Annotated in this window: 18 protein-coding genes and 3 pseudogenes; 16 read left to right on the top strand and 5 right to left on the bottom strand. The window is 35.7% G+C overall.

Annotated features, from left to right (window positions below):
* Positions 1 to 2: 2 nt before the first annotated feature.
* Positions 3 to 152 carry a hypothetical protein gene (locus tag AB8525_RS09130; RefSeq protein WP_369150286.1) on the bottom strand — a complete coding sequence of 50 codons (150 nt, stop codon included), beginning with the start codon at positions 150 to 152 and terminating at the stop codon, positions 3 to 5.
* A gap of 39 nt (positions 153 to 191) precedes the next feature.
* Positions 192 to 758: pseudogene (locus tag AB8525_RS09135) on the bottom strand (peptidylprolyl isomerase); the annotation flags it as partial.
* A gap of 109 nt (positions 759 to 867) precedes the next feature.
* Between AB8525_RS09135 and AB8525_RS09140 the strand changes: the two are divergent.
* A complete protein-coding gene (locus AB8525_RS09140; RefSeq protein ID WP_369151173.1) occupies positions 868 to 1,101 on the top strand; it encodes a YfhL family 4Fe-4S dicluster ferredoxin in 234 nt (77 codons plus the stop codon).
* 120 nt (positions 1,102 to 1,221) lie between these two features.
* A complete protein-coding gene (locus AB8525_RS09145) occupies positions 1,222 to 1,434 on the top strand; it encodes a hypothetical protein (RefSeq protein WP_369177515.1) in 213 nt (70 codons plus the stop codon).
* Here the strand turns inward: AB8525_RS09145 and AB8525_RS09150 are convergent.
* Complete coding sequence (locus AB8525_RS09150) at positions 1,351 to 2,475, bottom strand: alanine--glyoxylate aminotransferase family protein (RefSeq protein WP_369177517.1); 1,125 nt, start codon at positions 2,473 to 2,475, stop codon at positions 1,351 to 1,353. The two genes, AB8525_RS09145 and AB8525_RS09150, sit on opposite strands and share 84 nt — an antisense overlap.
* 47 nt (positions 2,476 to 2,522) lie before the next feature.
* On the opposite strand from AB8525_RS09150, the gene AB8525_RS09155 reads away from it, so the two are divergent.
* The 7 genes and pseudogenes from AB8525_RS09155 to AB8525_RS09185 all read left to right on the top strand — a co-directional run bounded on the left by AB8525_RS09155 (position 2,523) and on the right by AB8525_RS09185 (position 8,002).
* On the top strand, positions 2,523 to 3,953 hold the full coding sequence (locus AB8525_RS09155; protein WP_369177519.1) for an FAD-linked oxidase C-terminal domain-containing protein: 1,431 nt from the start codon (positions 2,523 to 2,525) through the stop codon (positions 3,951 to 3,953).
* Positions 3,954 to 3,964: 11 nt separating this feature from the next.
* A complete protein-coding gene (locus tag AB8525_RS09160) occupies positions 3,965 to 4,507 on the top strand; it encodes a dehydrogenase (RefSeq protein WP_369177521.1) in 543 nt (180 codons plus the stop codon).
* 96 nt (positions 4,508 to 4,603) lie between these two features.
* Positions 4,604 to 4,931 (top strand): annotated as a pseudogene (locus tag AB8525_RS09165) (type I restriction-modification enzyme R subunit C-terminal domain-containing protein); the annotation flags it as partial.
* Positions 4,931 to 7,141, top strand: a complete 2,211-nt coding sequence (locus AB8525_RS09170) for an AAA family ATPase (RefSeq protein ID WP_369177523.1) — start codon at positions 4,931 to 4,933, stop codon at positions 7,139 to 7,141. The pseudogene AB8525_RS09165 and the gene AB8525_RS09170, both read left to right, overlap by 1 nt.
* Positions 7,138 to 7,347: a type I restriction-modification system subunit M N-terminal domain-containing protein gene (locus tag AB8525_RS09175; protein WP_369177524.1), complete on the top strand. Its 210-nt coding sequence runs from the start codon at positions 7,138 to 7,140 to the stop codon at positions 7,345 to 7,347. The genes AB8525_RS09170 and AB8525_RS09175 overlap by 4 nt, the downstream gene beginning before the upstream one ends.
* Positions 7,337 to 7,444, top strand: a pseudogene (locus AB8525_RS09180) (ORF6N domain-containing protein); the annotation flags it as partial. The gene AB8525_RS09175 and the pseudogene AB8525_RS09180, both read left to right, overlap by 11 nt.
* Before the next feature lie 345 nt (positions 7,445 to 7,789).
* Positions 7,790 to 8,002 carry a hypothetical protein gene (locus AB8525_RS09185; RefSeq protein WP_369177525.1) on the top strand — a complete coding sequence of 71 codons (213 nt, stop codon included), beginning with the start codon at positions 7,790 to 7,792 and terminating at the stop codon, positions 8,000 to 8,002.
* Positions 8,003 to 8,011: 9 nt separating this feature from the next.
* Here AB8525_RS09185 and AB8525_RS09190 read toward each other — a convergent pair whose 3' ends face one another.
* On the bottom strand, positions 8,012 to 9,199 hold the full coding sequence (locus tag AB8525_RS09190; RefSeq protein WP_369177526.1) for a HipA domain-containing protein: 1,188 nt from the start codon (positions 9,197 to 9,199) through the stop codon (positions 8,012 to 8,014).
* Positions 9,200 to 9,435: 236 nt separating this feature from the next.
* Here AB8525_RS09190 and AB8525_RS09195 point away from each other — a divergent pair, with 236 nt between their 5' ends.
* From AB8525_RS09195 to glcF, 3 genes are read left to right on the top strand one after another with little or no spacing between them, the layout of a single operon-like run.
* Entirely contained in the window at positions 9,436 to 10,284 is an 849-nt protein-coding gene (locus tag AB8525_RS09195; RefSeq protein WP_369177528.1) for a hypothetical protein, read from the top strand.
* A gap of 16 nt (positions 10,285 to 10,300) precedes the next feature.
* Positions 10,301 to 10,450, top strand: a complete 150-nt coding sequence (locus AB8525_RS09200; protein ID WP_369150108.1) for a hypothetical protein — start codon at positions 10,301 to 10,303, stop codon at positions 10,448 to 10,450.
* Positions 10,451 to 10,480: 30 nt separating this feature from the next.
* Positions 10,481 to 11,599 carry a glycolate oxidase subunit GlcF gene (gene glcF / locus AB8525_RS09205; RefSeq protein WP_369177530.1) on the top strand — a complete coding sequence of 373 codons (1,119 nt, stop codon included), beginning with the start codon at positions 10,481 to 10,483 and terminating at the stop codon, positions 11,597 to 11,599.
* Positions 11,600 to 11,929: 330 nt separating this feature from the next.
* Here the strand turns inward: glcF and AB8525_RS09210 are convergent, their stop codons facing one another.
* Positions 11,930 to 12,289, bottom strand: a complete 360-nt coding sequence (locus tag AB8525_RS09210; protein ID WP_369177531.1) for a hypothetical protein — start codon at positions 12,287 to 12,289, stop codon at positions 11,930 to 11,932.
* A 74-nt stretch (positions 12,290 to 12,363) separates the two neighbouring features.
* Between AB8525_RS09210 and AB8525_RS09215 the strand changes: the two genes are divergently transcribed.
* The 4 genes from AB8525_RS09215 (at position 12,364) to AB8525_RS09230 (ending at position 13,714) form a co-directional block, all read left to right on the top strand.
* Positions 12,364 to 12,513 (top strand): hypothetical protein, encoded by a 150-nt coding sequence (locus tag AB8525_RS09215; protein ID WP_369150108.1) that lies wholly within the window; start codon positions 12,364 to 12,366, stop codon positions 12,511 to 12,513.
* Entirely contained in the window at positions 12,495 to 12,857 is a 363-nt protein-coding gene (locus AB8525_RS09220; RefSeq protein ID WP_369151188.1) for a hypothetical protein, read from the top strand. The genes AB8525_RS09215 and AB8525_RS09220 overlap by 19 nt, the downstream gene beginning before the upstream one ends.
* Before the next feature lie 89 nt (positions 12,858 to 12,946).
* A complete protein-coding gene (locus AB8525_RS09225; RefSeq protein WP_369151190.1) occupies positions 12,947 to 13,528 on the top strand; it encodes a hypothetical protein in 582 nt (193 codons plus the stop codon).
* A 27-nt stretch (positions 13,529 to 13,555) separates the two neighbouring features.
* Positions 13,556 to 13,714, top strand: a complete 159-nt coding sequence (locus AB8525_RS09230) for a hypothetical protein (protein WP_369151191.1) — start codon at positions 13,556 to 13,558, stop codon at positions 13,712 to 13,714.
* Positions 13,715 to 13,777 lie beyond the last annotated feature (63 nt).

The following is a 13,777-nucleotide window of genomic DNA, read 5'->3' on the forward strand; positions in this document are numbered from 1 at the left end:
AATTATTTGAGACCTTTGCATAAATAGGGATGATTAGCAAAATGACAGATTTTATTAAATTGGAAATTTTTTAAATCCACTCCTAGCAGGGCTAAGGGTGTTTTTAAAAAGTTTGTAATTTGATGAAAGATGGCGTTTTGATGATTATTCATATTTATGCAAAGGTCTCATTTAATAGTTTTGTATTTTTGAAACGCTGCTTCATCAGTTTGAAAGTTTTCAGCCTTTTCACCAATGCGAATAATCTTCAGCTTACGAATAAAATCCCCTTTTTTTATGCGATTAACTACACCCATGCCTTTTACCACACGACCAAAAACAGTGTGTTTACCGTCCAGCCAAGGCGTGGCATTGTGAGTGATAAAAAATTGAGAGCCATTGGTATTTGGACCCGAATTAGCCATTGACAAAATACCTGCTCTATCGTGTGTTAAATCAGTAATCTCATCGGAAAATTGGTAGCCTGGACCTCCTGTGCCATTTCCAAGCGGGTCCCCACCTTGAATCATAAAGTCATTAATCACACGATGAAATTTTAGACCATTATAAAAAGGCTTACCAAGTTGTTTGTTGGAAAATTTGGTGCCTTCTGCCAAACCGACAAAATTAATTACTGTGAGTGGTGTTTTTTCATAGGCAAGTTTGACAATAATATCGCCTTGATTGGTGTGTAAATTGGCATACAAGCCGTTGCTTAACTGTGCAGATGCTGAAATAGATAGGAATAAAACAGAAAATAGGAATAAAACGCGTGTCATTACCATGGTGTTTATGGGTGTTAAAATAAAGTCATTATGTTACCAAAAATACGCACTTTAATCAGTTAAAATACACCAAATTAAATTATAAAGTAACACGGAGTTCAATATGTCCTTATTAATCACCGACGAATGTATCAATTGCGATGTCTGCGAGCCAGAGTGCCCAAATGAAGCCATTTTTATGGGCGATGAAATCTACGAAATTGATGGCGACAAATGCACCGAATGCGTTGGGCATTTTGACGAACCACAATGTGTTGAAGTTTGCCCAGTCGATTGTTGCCTATCAGACCCAGATCGTGTTGAAACCGAAGCAGAATTATTGGCAAAAATAAAATAACTATTTGCCAATGTAAGGGGTTCAACCTTTTATGTTTTAGGTAATAAAAAAGGCAGTCAATTGACTGCCTTTTTTTTGCAACTTAAAACAATTTATTTACCAAGAGACCTTTGCATAAATATGAATAATCATCAAAACGCCATCTTTCATCAAATTACAAACTTTTTAAGAACACCCTTAGCCCTGCTAGGAGTGGATTTAAAAAAATTCCAATTTAATAAAATCTGTCATTTTGCTAATCATCCCTATTTATGCAAAGGTCTCACCAAGTGTCTCTTTGAGCGCTGCCAAACAAAGCGTGATATTTTCTTTTCTAGAAGAGTGTCCCATTAAACCAATACGCCAAACTTTGCCAGCATATGCACCAAGTCCCGCACCAATTTCTAAATTATAATCATTCAACAAAGTTGCTCGCACTTGTGCATCATCTACCCCCTCTGGAATAAAGACAGAATTTAATTGTGGTAAACGATCGGCTTTATCAACCAAAAAGTTAATACCCATCGCCTCCAAACCATCACGCAATAATTCATGATTGGTCTGATGACGCGCCCAAGAATTTTCCAAACCTTCTTCAGTTAACATCACCAACGATTCGTGTAAACCGTATAAAGTATTCACTGGTGCCGTATGGTGATAAGTGCGTTTTGCCCCTTCACCCCAATAACCCATCACCAAATTCAAATCTAAAAACCAAGAAGTAACTGGCATTTTACGATTGCGAATTTTGGTCAAAGCCCGTTCATTAAAACTCACTGGCGAAATCCCCGGCATTGCCGACAAACATTTTTGCGTGCCTGAATAAATTGCATCAATCTCCCACGCATCAACCCGCAACTCAGAACCACCCAACGAAGTAACTGCATCAACAATAGTGATACAATCGTTATCGTGTGCAATTTTACAAAGTGCCTGTGCATCAGAACGCGCACCTGTTGAAGTCTCTGCATGCACAAAAGCCAAAATTTTCGTATCAGGGTTATCTTTCAACGCCTGTTCAACTTTATCCGTTGAAACTGCCTTTCCCCAATCGTCATTAACAATGACTGCCTCGCCACCAAAACGCGTTACATTTTCCTGCATACGCATTCCAAACACACCATTGATACAAATAACAACTTTGTCCCCTGGCTCAACCAAGTTAGCAAAACAAGTCTCCATCCCCGCAGAACCTGGTGCTGATACTGGCATCGTTAATTCATTTTCAGTTTGGAAAGCATACTTCAACGCTTCCTTAGTCTCATCCATCATCCCCACAAAAGTAGGGTCAAGATGCCCAATAGTCGGGCGTGCCATCGCTGATAAAATTCTCGGATGAACATCAGAAGGACCTGGACCCATTAAAGTTCTCACAGGGGGGTTGAATGATTTCATAGTTTTATAGTTTTAAATTTTTAAAGAAGCCATTATAATGTCTTATTATGTCAATTATTCAAGAATTATCTCACACTCTGCCTAAGGGTAATGTCATTACAGGCGAGGAAAACATCCGCCCATTTGAATGCGATGGCTTGAGTGTGTATCGACAAAAACCTTTAGCAGTAGTGTTACCTGAGAGTGTTGAGCAGATTAAACAAGTGTTGAAAATTTGTAAAGCGCATAACACGCCTGTAGTAACACGAGGTGCAGGCACAGGGTTGGCAGGTGGGGCGATGCCGTTGGCGGAGTCGGTGGTGTTGGGACTTTCAAAACTGAATAAAGTTAAATCAATTGATGTGAAAAATCGGCTGGCAGTGGTTGAGCCAGGGGTAAGGAATATTGTTATTAGTGAGACAGTAGCAGAGTTTGGGCTGTATTATGCACCTGACCCATCCAGCCAAATTGCTTGCACGATTGGGGGTAATGTTGCGGAGAATTCGGGCGGGGTGCATTGTTTGAAATACGGCTTGACGGTGCATAATATTGCCGCTTTAAAAATACTCACGATTGATGGCGAAGAGCTGATTTTGAATCGTGAAGATGAAGGTTTGGGCTTGTTGGCGTTGATGAATGGCTCGGAAGGGCTGCTGGGCGTGGTTACTGAAATTACCGTCAAACTCACCCCAACTCCCGAACTTGCCCGTGTGGTGATGGCAGGGTTTGATTCGGTGCGTAATTGTGCAAATGCTGTGGCAGATATTATTAAAGCGGGCATTATTCCTGCGGGGTTGGAAATGATGGACAGTTTTGCCATTGAAGCCGCCGAAGGCTTTGCCAATGTAGGCTATCCATTAGACGCAGAAGCGTTATTATTGTGCGAGTTAGATGGCACGACTGAGCAAGTACAAGCAGAAATTGATACTGTGTTAAAAGTGCTGGTAGGTGCTTCATCGTTAAAGGTTTCTGAAAGTGAAGAAGAGCGCCTTAATCTTTGGAAAGGTCGAAAATCTGCTTTCCCAGCAGTCGGTAGATTATCGCCTGATTATTATTGTATGGACGGCACTATCCCAAGGCGATATTTGGCAGATATGTTAGAGAAAATTAATGTTTTAAGCCAAAAATATCAACTCAGAGTAGCGAATGTTTTCCATGCAGGCGATGGCAATTTACACCCCCTGATTTTGTATGATGCGAATGTTAAAGGCGAGTTGGAAAAAACCGAAAAATTCGGCACAGACATCCTAAAACTCAGCGTTGATATGGGCGGCACAATTACAGGAGAGCACGGCGTGGGCGTAGAAAAATTAGACGCAATGTGCCATCAATTCAACGCCAAAGAATTGGCAATTTTCCACAAAATTAAAGCCGCATTTGACCCTCAATCCTTACTCAACCCCGGCAAAGCCGTCCCCGAATTACACCGCTGCGCCGAACTGGGTGCAATGCACATCCATCACGGCAAATTACCCCACCCAGAATTGGAGCGGTTCTAGTGAATAATTCAATGAACAAGTCCATAGACACACGCATTCAACAACTACAAAATCTAGTCAAAACCTCTGATAGTCTGACTATCAATAGCACATTATTAGATTACTCAGGCGTGGTAGAATATTACCCCGAAGAGCTGGTAATAACCGTTAAAGCCAGCACTAAAATCGCCGAAATAAAAACCCAACTCGCCCAAAACAATCAAGCACTGTCCTTTTATGCACAAGACGACCAAAGTATCGGCGCAGTCTATGCTAACGGCGGACAAGACATCTCCGACAGCGTCCTAGGCATCCAAATCATCGACGGCAACGGCGACACCCTCACTTTCGGCGGTCAAGTAATGAAAAATGTCGCCGGCTACGATGTCGCCCGCCTATTAGTCGGCTCAAAAGGGCGTTTAGCTATCATCACCCAAATCAGTTTTAAAGTGTTACCCAGTGCGTATGTTGGCGAATTATTACCACCTGTCAAAAATAAATCCACCTCAATATTACGCTTTGATATTGAGCAACGGCTAAAATCGGTGTTTGATCCTAGGAATATTTTCAAATGACACAATGACAAAAAGTTAAGGTCGGAAATTTTCTAAAATTGTATAGAATTGAATATAGAGTTCAAGACAATACATCAAATCAATAAATGAGTGCAATATTTAGATATAAACGGCAAACTTATCACTGCCAGTTTAAAAGATTACACCCATCAAAAAGTACGTGAACAATATCATTCATTAGATGATTTTTTGCAAAAATGGCATGCCAGCAACAAAAAACGCAACTATTTGGCGAACAAGCCCGCAAAGTACTAGAAACCCTGCTGGACAAATACGCCAATGAAGGTATTGAGGATATGTAAACCCTCCAAGTCAAACCACTTGACGCACTCGGTTCACCGCTGGAAATTGTTGAGTTGTTTGGGGTAAAATAGGGTATTTACAGGCGTTGGGTGAGTTGGAGATTTATAGGAGTGTTGCATAATGATTTCAAAAATTAAGATAAGCGATATTGCTAGTTATGATGAAACTGGTATAGAAATTGGTAATTTAAAAAAAATTAATTTTATTTATGGTGCAAATGGTAGTGGGAAAACAACCATTTCAAATTTATTAGCAGATGAAAGTTCTTTCTCTGATTGCTCTATTGAATGGAAAAATGAACAAAAAATAGATGCTCTAGTGTATAACAAAAAATTTAGAGATGAGAATTTTGGTAGCACTTCAATTGCTGGTGTTTTTACTTTGGGAAAAGCAACCACAGAAGAGAAAAAAAGTATAGAAGGCAAACAGGAAGAATTAGGAATAATTAAAAAAGATGGAATAAAAAAGAAAACAGCTTTAGACACACAAGAAAAGACAAAAAGCACACAGCAAGATGAATTTAGAGATAAGGTTTGGAAAGATATTTATAAAAAATATGAACAAAATTTTAAAGAAGCATTTACAGGAAGTATGCAAAAAGAGTCTTTTAAAGGAAAACTCCTATTGGAATTCAATAACAACACTTCAGATTTATTAAACTTTGAAGAGTTAAAAGCAAAAGCAAAAACTATTTTTGGCACAGCTCCTCAAAATATAGAACTTTTTGATAAAATTGATTTTAATGAGATAATACAAATTGAAAACCAAACAATATGGAATGACAAAATAATAGGAAAATCAGATGTCGATATTGCCCAATTAATTCAAACATTAAATCTAAATGATTGGGTGAATAAGGGTAGAGAATATTTGCAAGATGATAATGAAATTTGCCCATTTTGCCAAGAAGAAACAATTACGGAAAGTTTTAAAAGTAAATTAGAAAGTTACTTTGATGAATCTTTTACAAACAAAATTAAAACTATTAAAAGTAGTGCAGAAAATTATAAATTACTAACTCATAATTTAATCAATAAATTAGAATTGCTTGAAAGTAGTGAAAAAAGCAACAGAGAGACAAAAATTAATATTGATACATTTTCAGCATATTTAAAAACATTATCTAGTCAATTTGATGCTAATAAAATTTTATTGGATAACAAAATAAAAGAACCTAGTAGAGATATTGAACTAACTTCAACATTAGAGCAATTAGAAAAGATAAAAGTAATTATAGAAAATGCTAATACAGAAATAAAAAAGCATAATAATATTGTAGACAATTTTCAAATTGAAAAAAAACAGCTAATTAAATCTATTTGGAAATTTATAACCGATGAAAACAAAACAATAATAACAGAACACAACAAGTCTATTTCTGGATTAGATGAAGGAATTAATAAATTAACAAAACAAGATTCAGACAAACGAGAGGAATGGGAAGAACTTGATAAAGAAATTAAAAAATTAACTAAAAATGTAACTAGCATTCAACCTACAATTAACTCTATTAATTCCACACTCAAAAACTTTGGATTTTTAAATTTTTCTATAGAGTCATCAAAAGAAGATAAAAATCAATATCAAATACAAAGAGAAAATGGAGACGTCGTAAGAAATACTTTAAGCGAAGGCGAAATGACTTTTATTACATTTTTGTATTTTATGCAATTAGCTAAAGGTTCAATAGACGAAAACTCTATTACAGATGATAGAGTGTTAGTTGTTGATGACCCAATATCTAGTTTAGATAGCAATGTATTATTTATTGTTAGCACTCTATTAAAAGAAATAATTAAAAATACTAGGGAAGATATAGGCATTATAAAACAGGTATTCGTTCTAACACATAATGTTTATTTTCATAAAGAAGCTTCGTTTATTGACGGTAGAACACACACATCAAAAGATACTTTTTATTGGATTTTAAGACAAAATAATAAAATTTCATCTATCCAATGTTTTGAAATGAAAAATCCTATAAAAAACTCTTATGAGTTGTTATGGCAGGAACTAAAAAACTCAGAAAATAACTCAAGTGCTACACTTCAAAATACAATGAGAAGAATAATAGAGCATTATTTTAAAATTTTAGGCAAATATGGCGATGATGACTTGATTAATAATTTTGATGATAGCGAAGAAAAACAAATATGTAAAGCATTGCTATCATGGATTAATGATGGCTCTCACGGTATCTCAGATGACCTATATATTGAAGACCAAGGCGACACGCAAGAGAAATTTTCTAATGTTTTTCAAAAAATATTTGAAAAAACCAACCAACAAGAGCATTACAATATGATGATGGAAATAAATAAAAAACAATGACAAACATAACCTCAATAGTAAAATCAATCCAAAACATAATGCGACAAGATAAAGGTGTCAATAGTGATGCCCAAAGAATAGAGCAATTAGGGTGGATGATATTTTTAAAAATATTTGATGATAAAGACAAAGAACTGGAACTGATTCAAAATAATTACACCTCACTCATTCCAGCAGAATTAAAATGGAAAAGTAATGCTGGATAGTGATTTAGCCAGTCTTTATGGCGTGGAAACTAGCGTATTGATTCAGGCAGTGATGCGTAATATTGATAGATTTCCACAAGATTTTATGTTTTCCCTCGTTCCTACGCTGTCTCTCGTTCCCACGCTGTGCGTGGGAATGCATACTAACTAAATCTAACTAAAAATCATGGGCAGAAGCAGGTATAAAATAAGTGACCAACAGGCACCACATTTTGTAACCTTTACGGTGTTGTATTAGATACCTGTATTTACCAAAATAGAAACTGTTAATATTTTATTAGAGACCTTTGCATAAATCAACCAATCCCTCCCCTTTTACGCCAAAGACGACAGCAGTATCGGTGCCACATACGCCAATGGCGGACAAGACATTGCCGACAGCGTCCTAGGCATCCAAATCATCGACGGCAACGGCGACACCCTCACCTTCGGCGGTCAAGTAATGAAAAATGTCGCCGGCTACGATGTCGCCCGCCTATTAGTCGGCTCAAAAGGCCAGTTGGCCATCATCACTCAAATCAGTTTCAAAGTCCTACCCAGTGCGTATGTTGGTAAACTTAACGCCTCTGTTAAATTAGAGAATAAATCAGTGTTAAGAACTGCGATTGAGCAGAAATTAAAATTGGTATTTGACCCGAAAGGGTTTTTTCAGTAGCGATGGGTTTTATGTAAAGATATTATCGTCTGGAACTAAACTAGTATCAATCTTGTCTTTGATGTATTTACAGCGTTGCCTGTAATACTTTTCCAATATAAATTTAAACGATTTTTTGGTGTTATACCTTGACTGTGTAATAGGTTTATTTTTAATGTCATCGGGCAGCTTGTTTATATATTTTTGAAAATTATTAACGAAGTACTGACTAATCCTTGTTATTTCATCTTCAAAATCATTGATTTTAAATTTTTTAGCTAATTTTAAAAAGTCTTGTTTTTTAATCTTTTTCTTTTTACTGTAAATACGCATACCAATATCATTTTTTTCAGCTAGTCTATATAGGGCTGTTGTTGATATGTCATAATAGGGCGAAAGACTTTTATTGCTTTCACTAAATGCATTTGATTGATGAATTAGCGATAAGTTTTTAGAGTGTAAATCTCCGTGCGATATGACAACAGAATAAAAAATAAAAGATAGTAGTTGCTTTAATTCTATTTTTGACAAATATTTTTGCGCTTCTTCTAGAATTTCAATAATAGTTGCATCATATTTGGTGTTTGTATCAAACCCTAACATTGTTGCAAATTCTTCATGGTCAAATTTTATTTGACCAAATCTGTCGAAGCGTTTAATAATGTAGTGGTAGTCGTTCTTACCTTTAACAATAGCGTTGTATGGCACAGAAAATCCCAAATCTCTAGCAATAGTCATAAATAAATGTTCATTAATTAATAAACATGGAATGTATAAATTTTGATTAAAATTTAGATGATATTCGTTATACGGTTTGATGAAATAATTGCTATCGTTTGTTGCAGGAGTAATTATTTTATTCTCATCATCCTTAATTATGCTAAATTTATGCTGAAACCCACTAAGACCTATAATATTATTTTTGTTATTTGTGTTTAATCTTTCTGGAGAAATATTTATTTTGTAGTCTAAAATATTTGGGAAAATATAATTGTTTTCTAAAATCTCATTTTTAACATCTTGATAGTTATGTATTTTATCTTTACTGTGAGAATTAGACTTGAGTTTTTTAAATTGATAACTTCCATGAGTGTCTTGCAAAAGCAGTAATTTTTCAATTTTTGTTGGTGTTTTTATATTGATTAAATCACTATTTTCCAGCAGTAAATTTTTAAAAACTAATGGCAGATCATCAAGTTTATTTATTGTATTTTTCATACTAACAATATAGTAATTTTTATCAATATATTTACTGTAAGTAAAGGTAATATTGTTATTTTCTTCTTCTAATTCCCCGAGGAATTGATTTTGCTTATAAACATAAATTAGCATAATTACCAAAATTTAAATAAAGTATATATACTTTATTTTAACTGTAGTATTAAGTTTTGTCAAATTTGACATAAATATAAAAATACTTTATAATATTAGTATATATACTAATATTTATATTTATGAAAAATAAACGCAAAACTCTATTAGATAAGAATTTAGCAATTATTAAGAAAAAATTACTTCAAAAAAAAGTTTATAAATACAGAGAAATAACCGATATATTAAATTGTTTAAAGGAAAACTCTCAAGTATCCCAAACGACGACAAGTCAAAGTTTTTTTACTCAACTACAAGAGAATCTTTCTTTAAGAACTCACATAGTGGTCTCAGATAAAATTAATCAAGAAAGATATTCTTTATCTGATATTACAGTTTATGACTTTGTTGATTCATTGGCAAAAAATACTTTTTTTTCTATGACAACTGCCTTAAATTTACAAGAATTATCCAATTTTAAAGATGACTTTATTTTTTATTCTCAAGAACAGAAAGAAAAAAAACGAGTTTTAAGCAAACTTACCCAATCGCTAATAGATAATGCTTATAAAAAAAAATATAGATATACTCATTCAACTGCCAAGTATGGAGAGCACTATATTGTGTTTTTAACGCCTAAATTTAGCGATCAAGTTGAGGTTATAGAGTATAAAAATTTAAAAATGTCTTCTATTCATCGTTCATTAGTAGAAATTTTAATAAATATTCAATACTTTAAAGATTTTGAGACTATTATAGATAACTTTAAACCCTTAAAAAACAATCTTAATGTTGACAAAGTTTTTTCTGTTGTAGAAAAATTTGATTTGATATATCCTTATTTTCAATTGCTTGGCTTTGCCTTAGGTCGAATTGGCTTTGAAAATTCAGAACTTGATATTTTTAAAGAAAAAATAAGCCAATTTAATTTTTATACTCAAAAAAATAAAAAAAACTACTCTTACGACAAATATTGGAAAATTTATTATTAGAGACCTTTGCATAAATATGAATAATCATCAAAACGCCATCTTTCATCAAATTACAAACTTTTTAAAAACACCCTTAGCCCTGCTAGGAGTGGATTTAAAAAATTTCCAATTTAATAAAATCTGTCATTTTGCTAATCATCCCTATTTATGCAAAGGTCTCCTCTAATCTAAAAACAATGATATTTACCAAACAAAAATGCAAACCATAGACATTATAAACCTCAAAGCCAACGACATTATTCGCAAATGTGTACATTGCGGATTTTGCTTGGCAACTTGTCCGACTTATCAGCTATTAGGCAATGAGTTGGACTCACCTCGTGGGCGAATTTATTTAATTAAATCGGCTTTGGAAAATAACGACACTTCTGCCAACAGTTTGCAACATTTAGACCGTTGTTTAACCTGCCGCTCTTGCGAAACAACCTGCCCCTCAGGCGTAGAATACGGGCATTTGTTAGACATTGGCAGGGCGGCAATAGAGCACAAACGCCCCCTATGGCAAAAAGCCTCTCGTTTCGCAATACGCAAATTTCTAACCACACCCACACTATTCAACACAGTTGGATTCTTATTCCAACACTCCCGCATCCAAACACCCATTATCAAACCAAAAACATCAACCAAAGAAGTATTATTACTAAGCGGCTGCATACAACCCACACTCGCCCCCAATATCAATCACAGCATTAAAAACATCCTAACCAAACTCGGCTACACAATAAAAGAAACCCCCCAAAAACAATGCTGCGGTGCAATCGACCAACACCTAAGCGCAAACGATGAAGCCTTAAGAAAAATCAAGCACAATATTGACACATGGCAACCCTTCGAGATAATCATATCCAGTGCCAGCGGTTGCGGAGCAATGGTAAAAGATTACAGTTCATTATTTGACCAAGACGACGAATACCACCAAAAAGCACAACAAATTGCCAAAAAGACAAAAGACATCGCCCAGTTCTTAGCCAACCAAGATTTATCACAACTCAAATTAGCCAACCAAAACATTTCATACCACGAACCCTGCACCTTGCAACACGGACAGCAGTTAGGCGGTCTAGTCACCTCAATCCTACAACAATTAGGCTACACCCCCGCCCCCGTCAAAGACGCACATCTTTGCTGCGGTTCAGCAGGCACTTATTCAATCTTTCAACCAAAACTTTCAAAGCAATTCCGAGCCAACAAACTCAAACACCTAACCACAAATAACCCAGAAATAATTGTTACCGCCAACATCGGTTGCCTAATGCACCTACAACAAGGCACAAAAATACCCGTCAAACACTGGGTTGAATTACTAGATACCTAACACCCCAATCTAAAAATAGCAATCACAAACCCACTCCCCCCCCCTTTACCCCATCTGCATCTACAAAAAACATCCACCAAATCCACCAGCAAAGCCAATATTTTCCACAAACACAACCCCACCCCACACACAAACGGCAAGATTTCCATTAACCCGCCTATTTTTATAACCCATCCTTGACAAGGTCTCAAAACTAGGGGTGTGAAATCCACACACAATCAGCAACCGCTACCGCTAATCCCACCCAAACAGCGTTTAATATAAACACAGTTATCCAACCACCCAGCCACGATTGTCAGTGGTTTCTTTATTGCCCTTTTCAAAATCGCCTCAGGTTCGGGCAACCACAAGAGTCGCCCCTACAATACATCCAAAAGAAATAGAATGAACACCCCACACAACAACAAAACCGTAGGGGCGACCCTTGTGGTCGCCCGAAATAACAATAAAACCAACAACCTTATCGCTAGTTTCACCCAGCACACCAGTCTTTTCAACAACCTTATCGCTAGTTCCAACCAGCACACCAGTTTTTTCAACAACCTTATCGCTAGTTCCAACCAGCACACCAGTTTTTTCAACAACCTTATCGCTAGTTCCAACCAGCACACCAGTTTTTTCAACAACCTGATTACTAACCTCAACCAGCACACCAGTTTTAGCAATGTCCTTGCCAGTTTTTTCAACCACCTCAAAACTTTTTTATTCCAACTTTTCAACCCTGCTACCAAAGCCTTTTAACCTTTAGAGACCTTTGCATAAATATGAATAATCATCAAAACGCCATCTTTCATCAAATTACAAACTTTTTAAAAACACCCTTAGCCCTGCTAGGAGTGGATTTAAAAAATTTCCAATTTAATAAAATCTGTCATTTTGCTAACCATCCCTATTTATGCAAAGGTCTCCTTTAATCTTAACCGAGAATATTATGAACAGCAAACAATACAGTCAACTCAACGACGAACTAAAAATCATGGACACCTACATTTTTTCCACCCCCGAAAAACAAACCGAACTCGGGCTAGACAACAAACAACTACAACAATTACAAGCCAGCATTACTTACAACGGCTATACCCTTTGCGTTAATGGCAACGGTGCTTCTGCCACCATCCCCACCCCAACGCACAAGGTTAACCGCTGGGACACTTGGACAAGCGTTAAGGTTGTGATTGGTGAAAGCAACGGTAGTGGCGACAACAAAACTGAGTTTAACCTCAAATCCCTTAATGTTGGACTTTGGAATAGGGCTTAGGGCTTGTCTAAGGATTTGTGAATAAAGTCTGCACTTAAACGCTCAAACTGATAACATACTGCTTTTAAATTAGAGACCTTTGCATAAATATGAATAATCATCAAAACGCCATCTTTCATCAAATTACAAACTTTTTAAAAACACCTTTAGCCCTGCTAGGAGTGGATTTAAAAAATTTCCAATTTAATAAAATCTGTCATTTTGCTAATCATCCCTATGTTATGCAAAGGTCTCTAAAAATGAAAAAACGCATCATAACACTGTTTCTTTTATCGTTACTAACAGCGGCGCCTGCAAATTCAATGTTGGCGTGTGGACTCTTAGACTTTTTTTTACCCGGTCCTTATACAGCGGATGTGGTGAGTTGTTATAACGGCAAGATAGACAAAGAGCAGGGCTATTTTGTAATGACACAAGGGTCTGTATATGGTCCTGATTGCACTCTAAAAGTCTATCCTTTCAACAATCCACAAAAATTCACCGTCCTCAGAATGCAACAAAATTATTGTGCTTTGGAGGCAGGTGCTATTCATGTAACACAAATAAGCGCTGCTCCGCCTTCACTAAAAGCTGAATACACAACAAGTGAGGGATCTTTTTCTGCAAGCTTTTCGGGGGATGTTACCTTTAAAAAGTTTTCAGGGGGCGTTGCATCAGTTATGAAAAAATAATTATCTTGATGAGACCTTTGCATAAATATGAATAATCATCAAAACGCCATCTTTCATCAAATTACAAACTTTTTAAAAACACCCTTAGCCCTGCTAGGAGTGGATTTAAAAAATTTCCAATTTAATAAAATCTGTCATTTTGCTAATCATTCCTATTTATGCAAAGGTCTCTTGATGAGTCTTTAAGTTTGTAATAGTTTTAATGATATTGAGCAAGGGAGAATGCATTCAATAGAAATTTTAAAAGTG

Origin of the sequence: Candidatus Thiodubiliella endoseptemdiera, assembly GCF_964212635.1 — a bacterium.
Lineage (GTDB): Bacteria > Pseudomonadota > Gammaproteobacteria > PS1 > Pseudothioglobaceae > Thiodubiliella > Thiodubiliella endoseptemdiera.

Bases quoted from the DNA above. Each gene is read 5' to 3' on its own strand.
- AB8525_RS09130 (WP_369150286.1), bottom strand. From the start codon at position 152: ATGAATAATCATCAAAACGCCATCTTTCATCAAATTACAAACTTTTTA.
- AB8525_RS09140 (WP_369151173.1), top strand. From the start codon at position 868: ATGTCCTTATTAATCACCGACGAATGTATCAATTGCGATGTCTGCGAG.
- AB8525_RS09145 (WP_369177515.1), top strand. From the start codon at position 1,222: ATGAATAATCATCAAAACGCCATCTTTCATCAAATTACAAACTTTTTA.
- AB8525_RS09150 (WP_369177517.1), bottom strand. From the start codon at position 2,475: ATGAAATCATTCAACCCCCCTGTGAGAACTTTAATGGGTCCAGGTCCT.
- AB8525_RS09155 (WP_369177519.1), top strand. From the start codon at position 2,523: ATGTCAATTATTCAAGAATTATCTCACACTCTGCCTAAGGGTAATGTC.
- AB8525_RS09160 (WP_369177521.1), top strand. From the start codon at position 3,965: ATGAACAAGTCCATAGACACACGCATTCAACAACTACAAAATCTAGTC.
- AB8525_RS09170 (WP_369177523.1), top strand. From the start codon at position 4,931: ATGATTTCAAAAATTAAGATAAGCGATATTGCTAGTTATGATGAAACT.
- AB8525_RS09175 (WP_369177524.1), top strand. From the start codon at position 7,138: ATGACAAACATAACCTCAATAGTAAAATCAATCCAAAACATAATGCGA.
- AB8525_RS09185 (WP_369177525.1), top strand. From the start codon at position 7,790: ATGAAAAATGTCGCCGGCTACGATGTCGCCCGCCTATTAGTCGGCTCA.
- AB8525_RS09190 (WP_369177526.1), bottom strand. From the start codon at position 9,199: ATGAAAAATACAATAAATAAACTTGATGATCTGCCATTAGTTTTTAAA.
- AB8525_RS09195 (WP_369177528.1), top strand. From the start codon at position 9,436: ATGAAAAATAAACGCAAAACTCTATTAGATAAGAATTTAGCAATTATT.
- AB8525_RS09200 (WP_369150108.1), top strand. From the start codon at position 10,301: ATGAATAATCATCAAAACGCCATCTTTCATCAAATTACAAACTTTTTA.
- glcF (WP_369177530.1), top strand. From the start codon at position 10,481: ATGCAAACCATAGACATTATAAACCTCAAAGCCAACGACATTATTCGC.
- AB8525_RS09215 (WP_369150108.1), top strand. From the start codon at position 12,364: ATGAATAATCATCAAAACGCCATCTTTCATCAAATTACAAACTTTTTA.
- AB8525_RS09220 (WP_369151188.1), top strand. From the start codon at position 12,495: ATGCAAAGGTCTCCTTTAATCTTAACCGAGAATATTATGAACAGCAAA.
- AB8525_RS09225 (WP_369151190.1), top strand. From the start codon at position 12,947: ATGAATAATCATCAAAACGCCATCTTTCATCAAATTACAAACTTTTTA.
- AB8525_RS09230 (WP_369151191.1), top strand. From the start codon at position 13,556: ATGAATAATCATCAAAACGCCATCTTTCATCAAATTACAAACTTTTTA.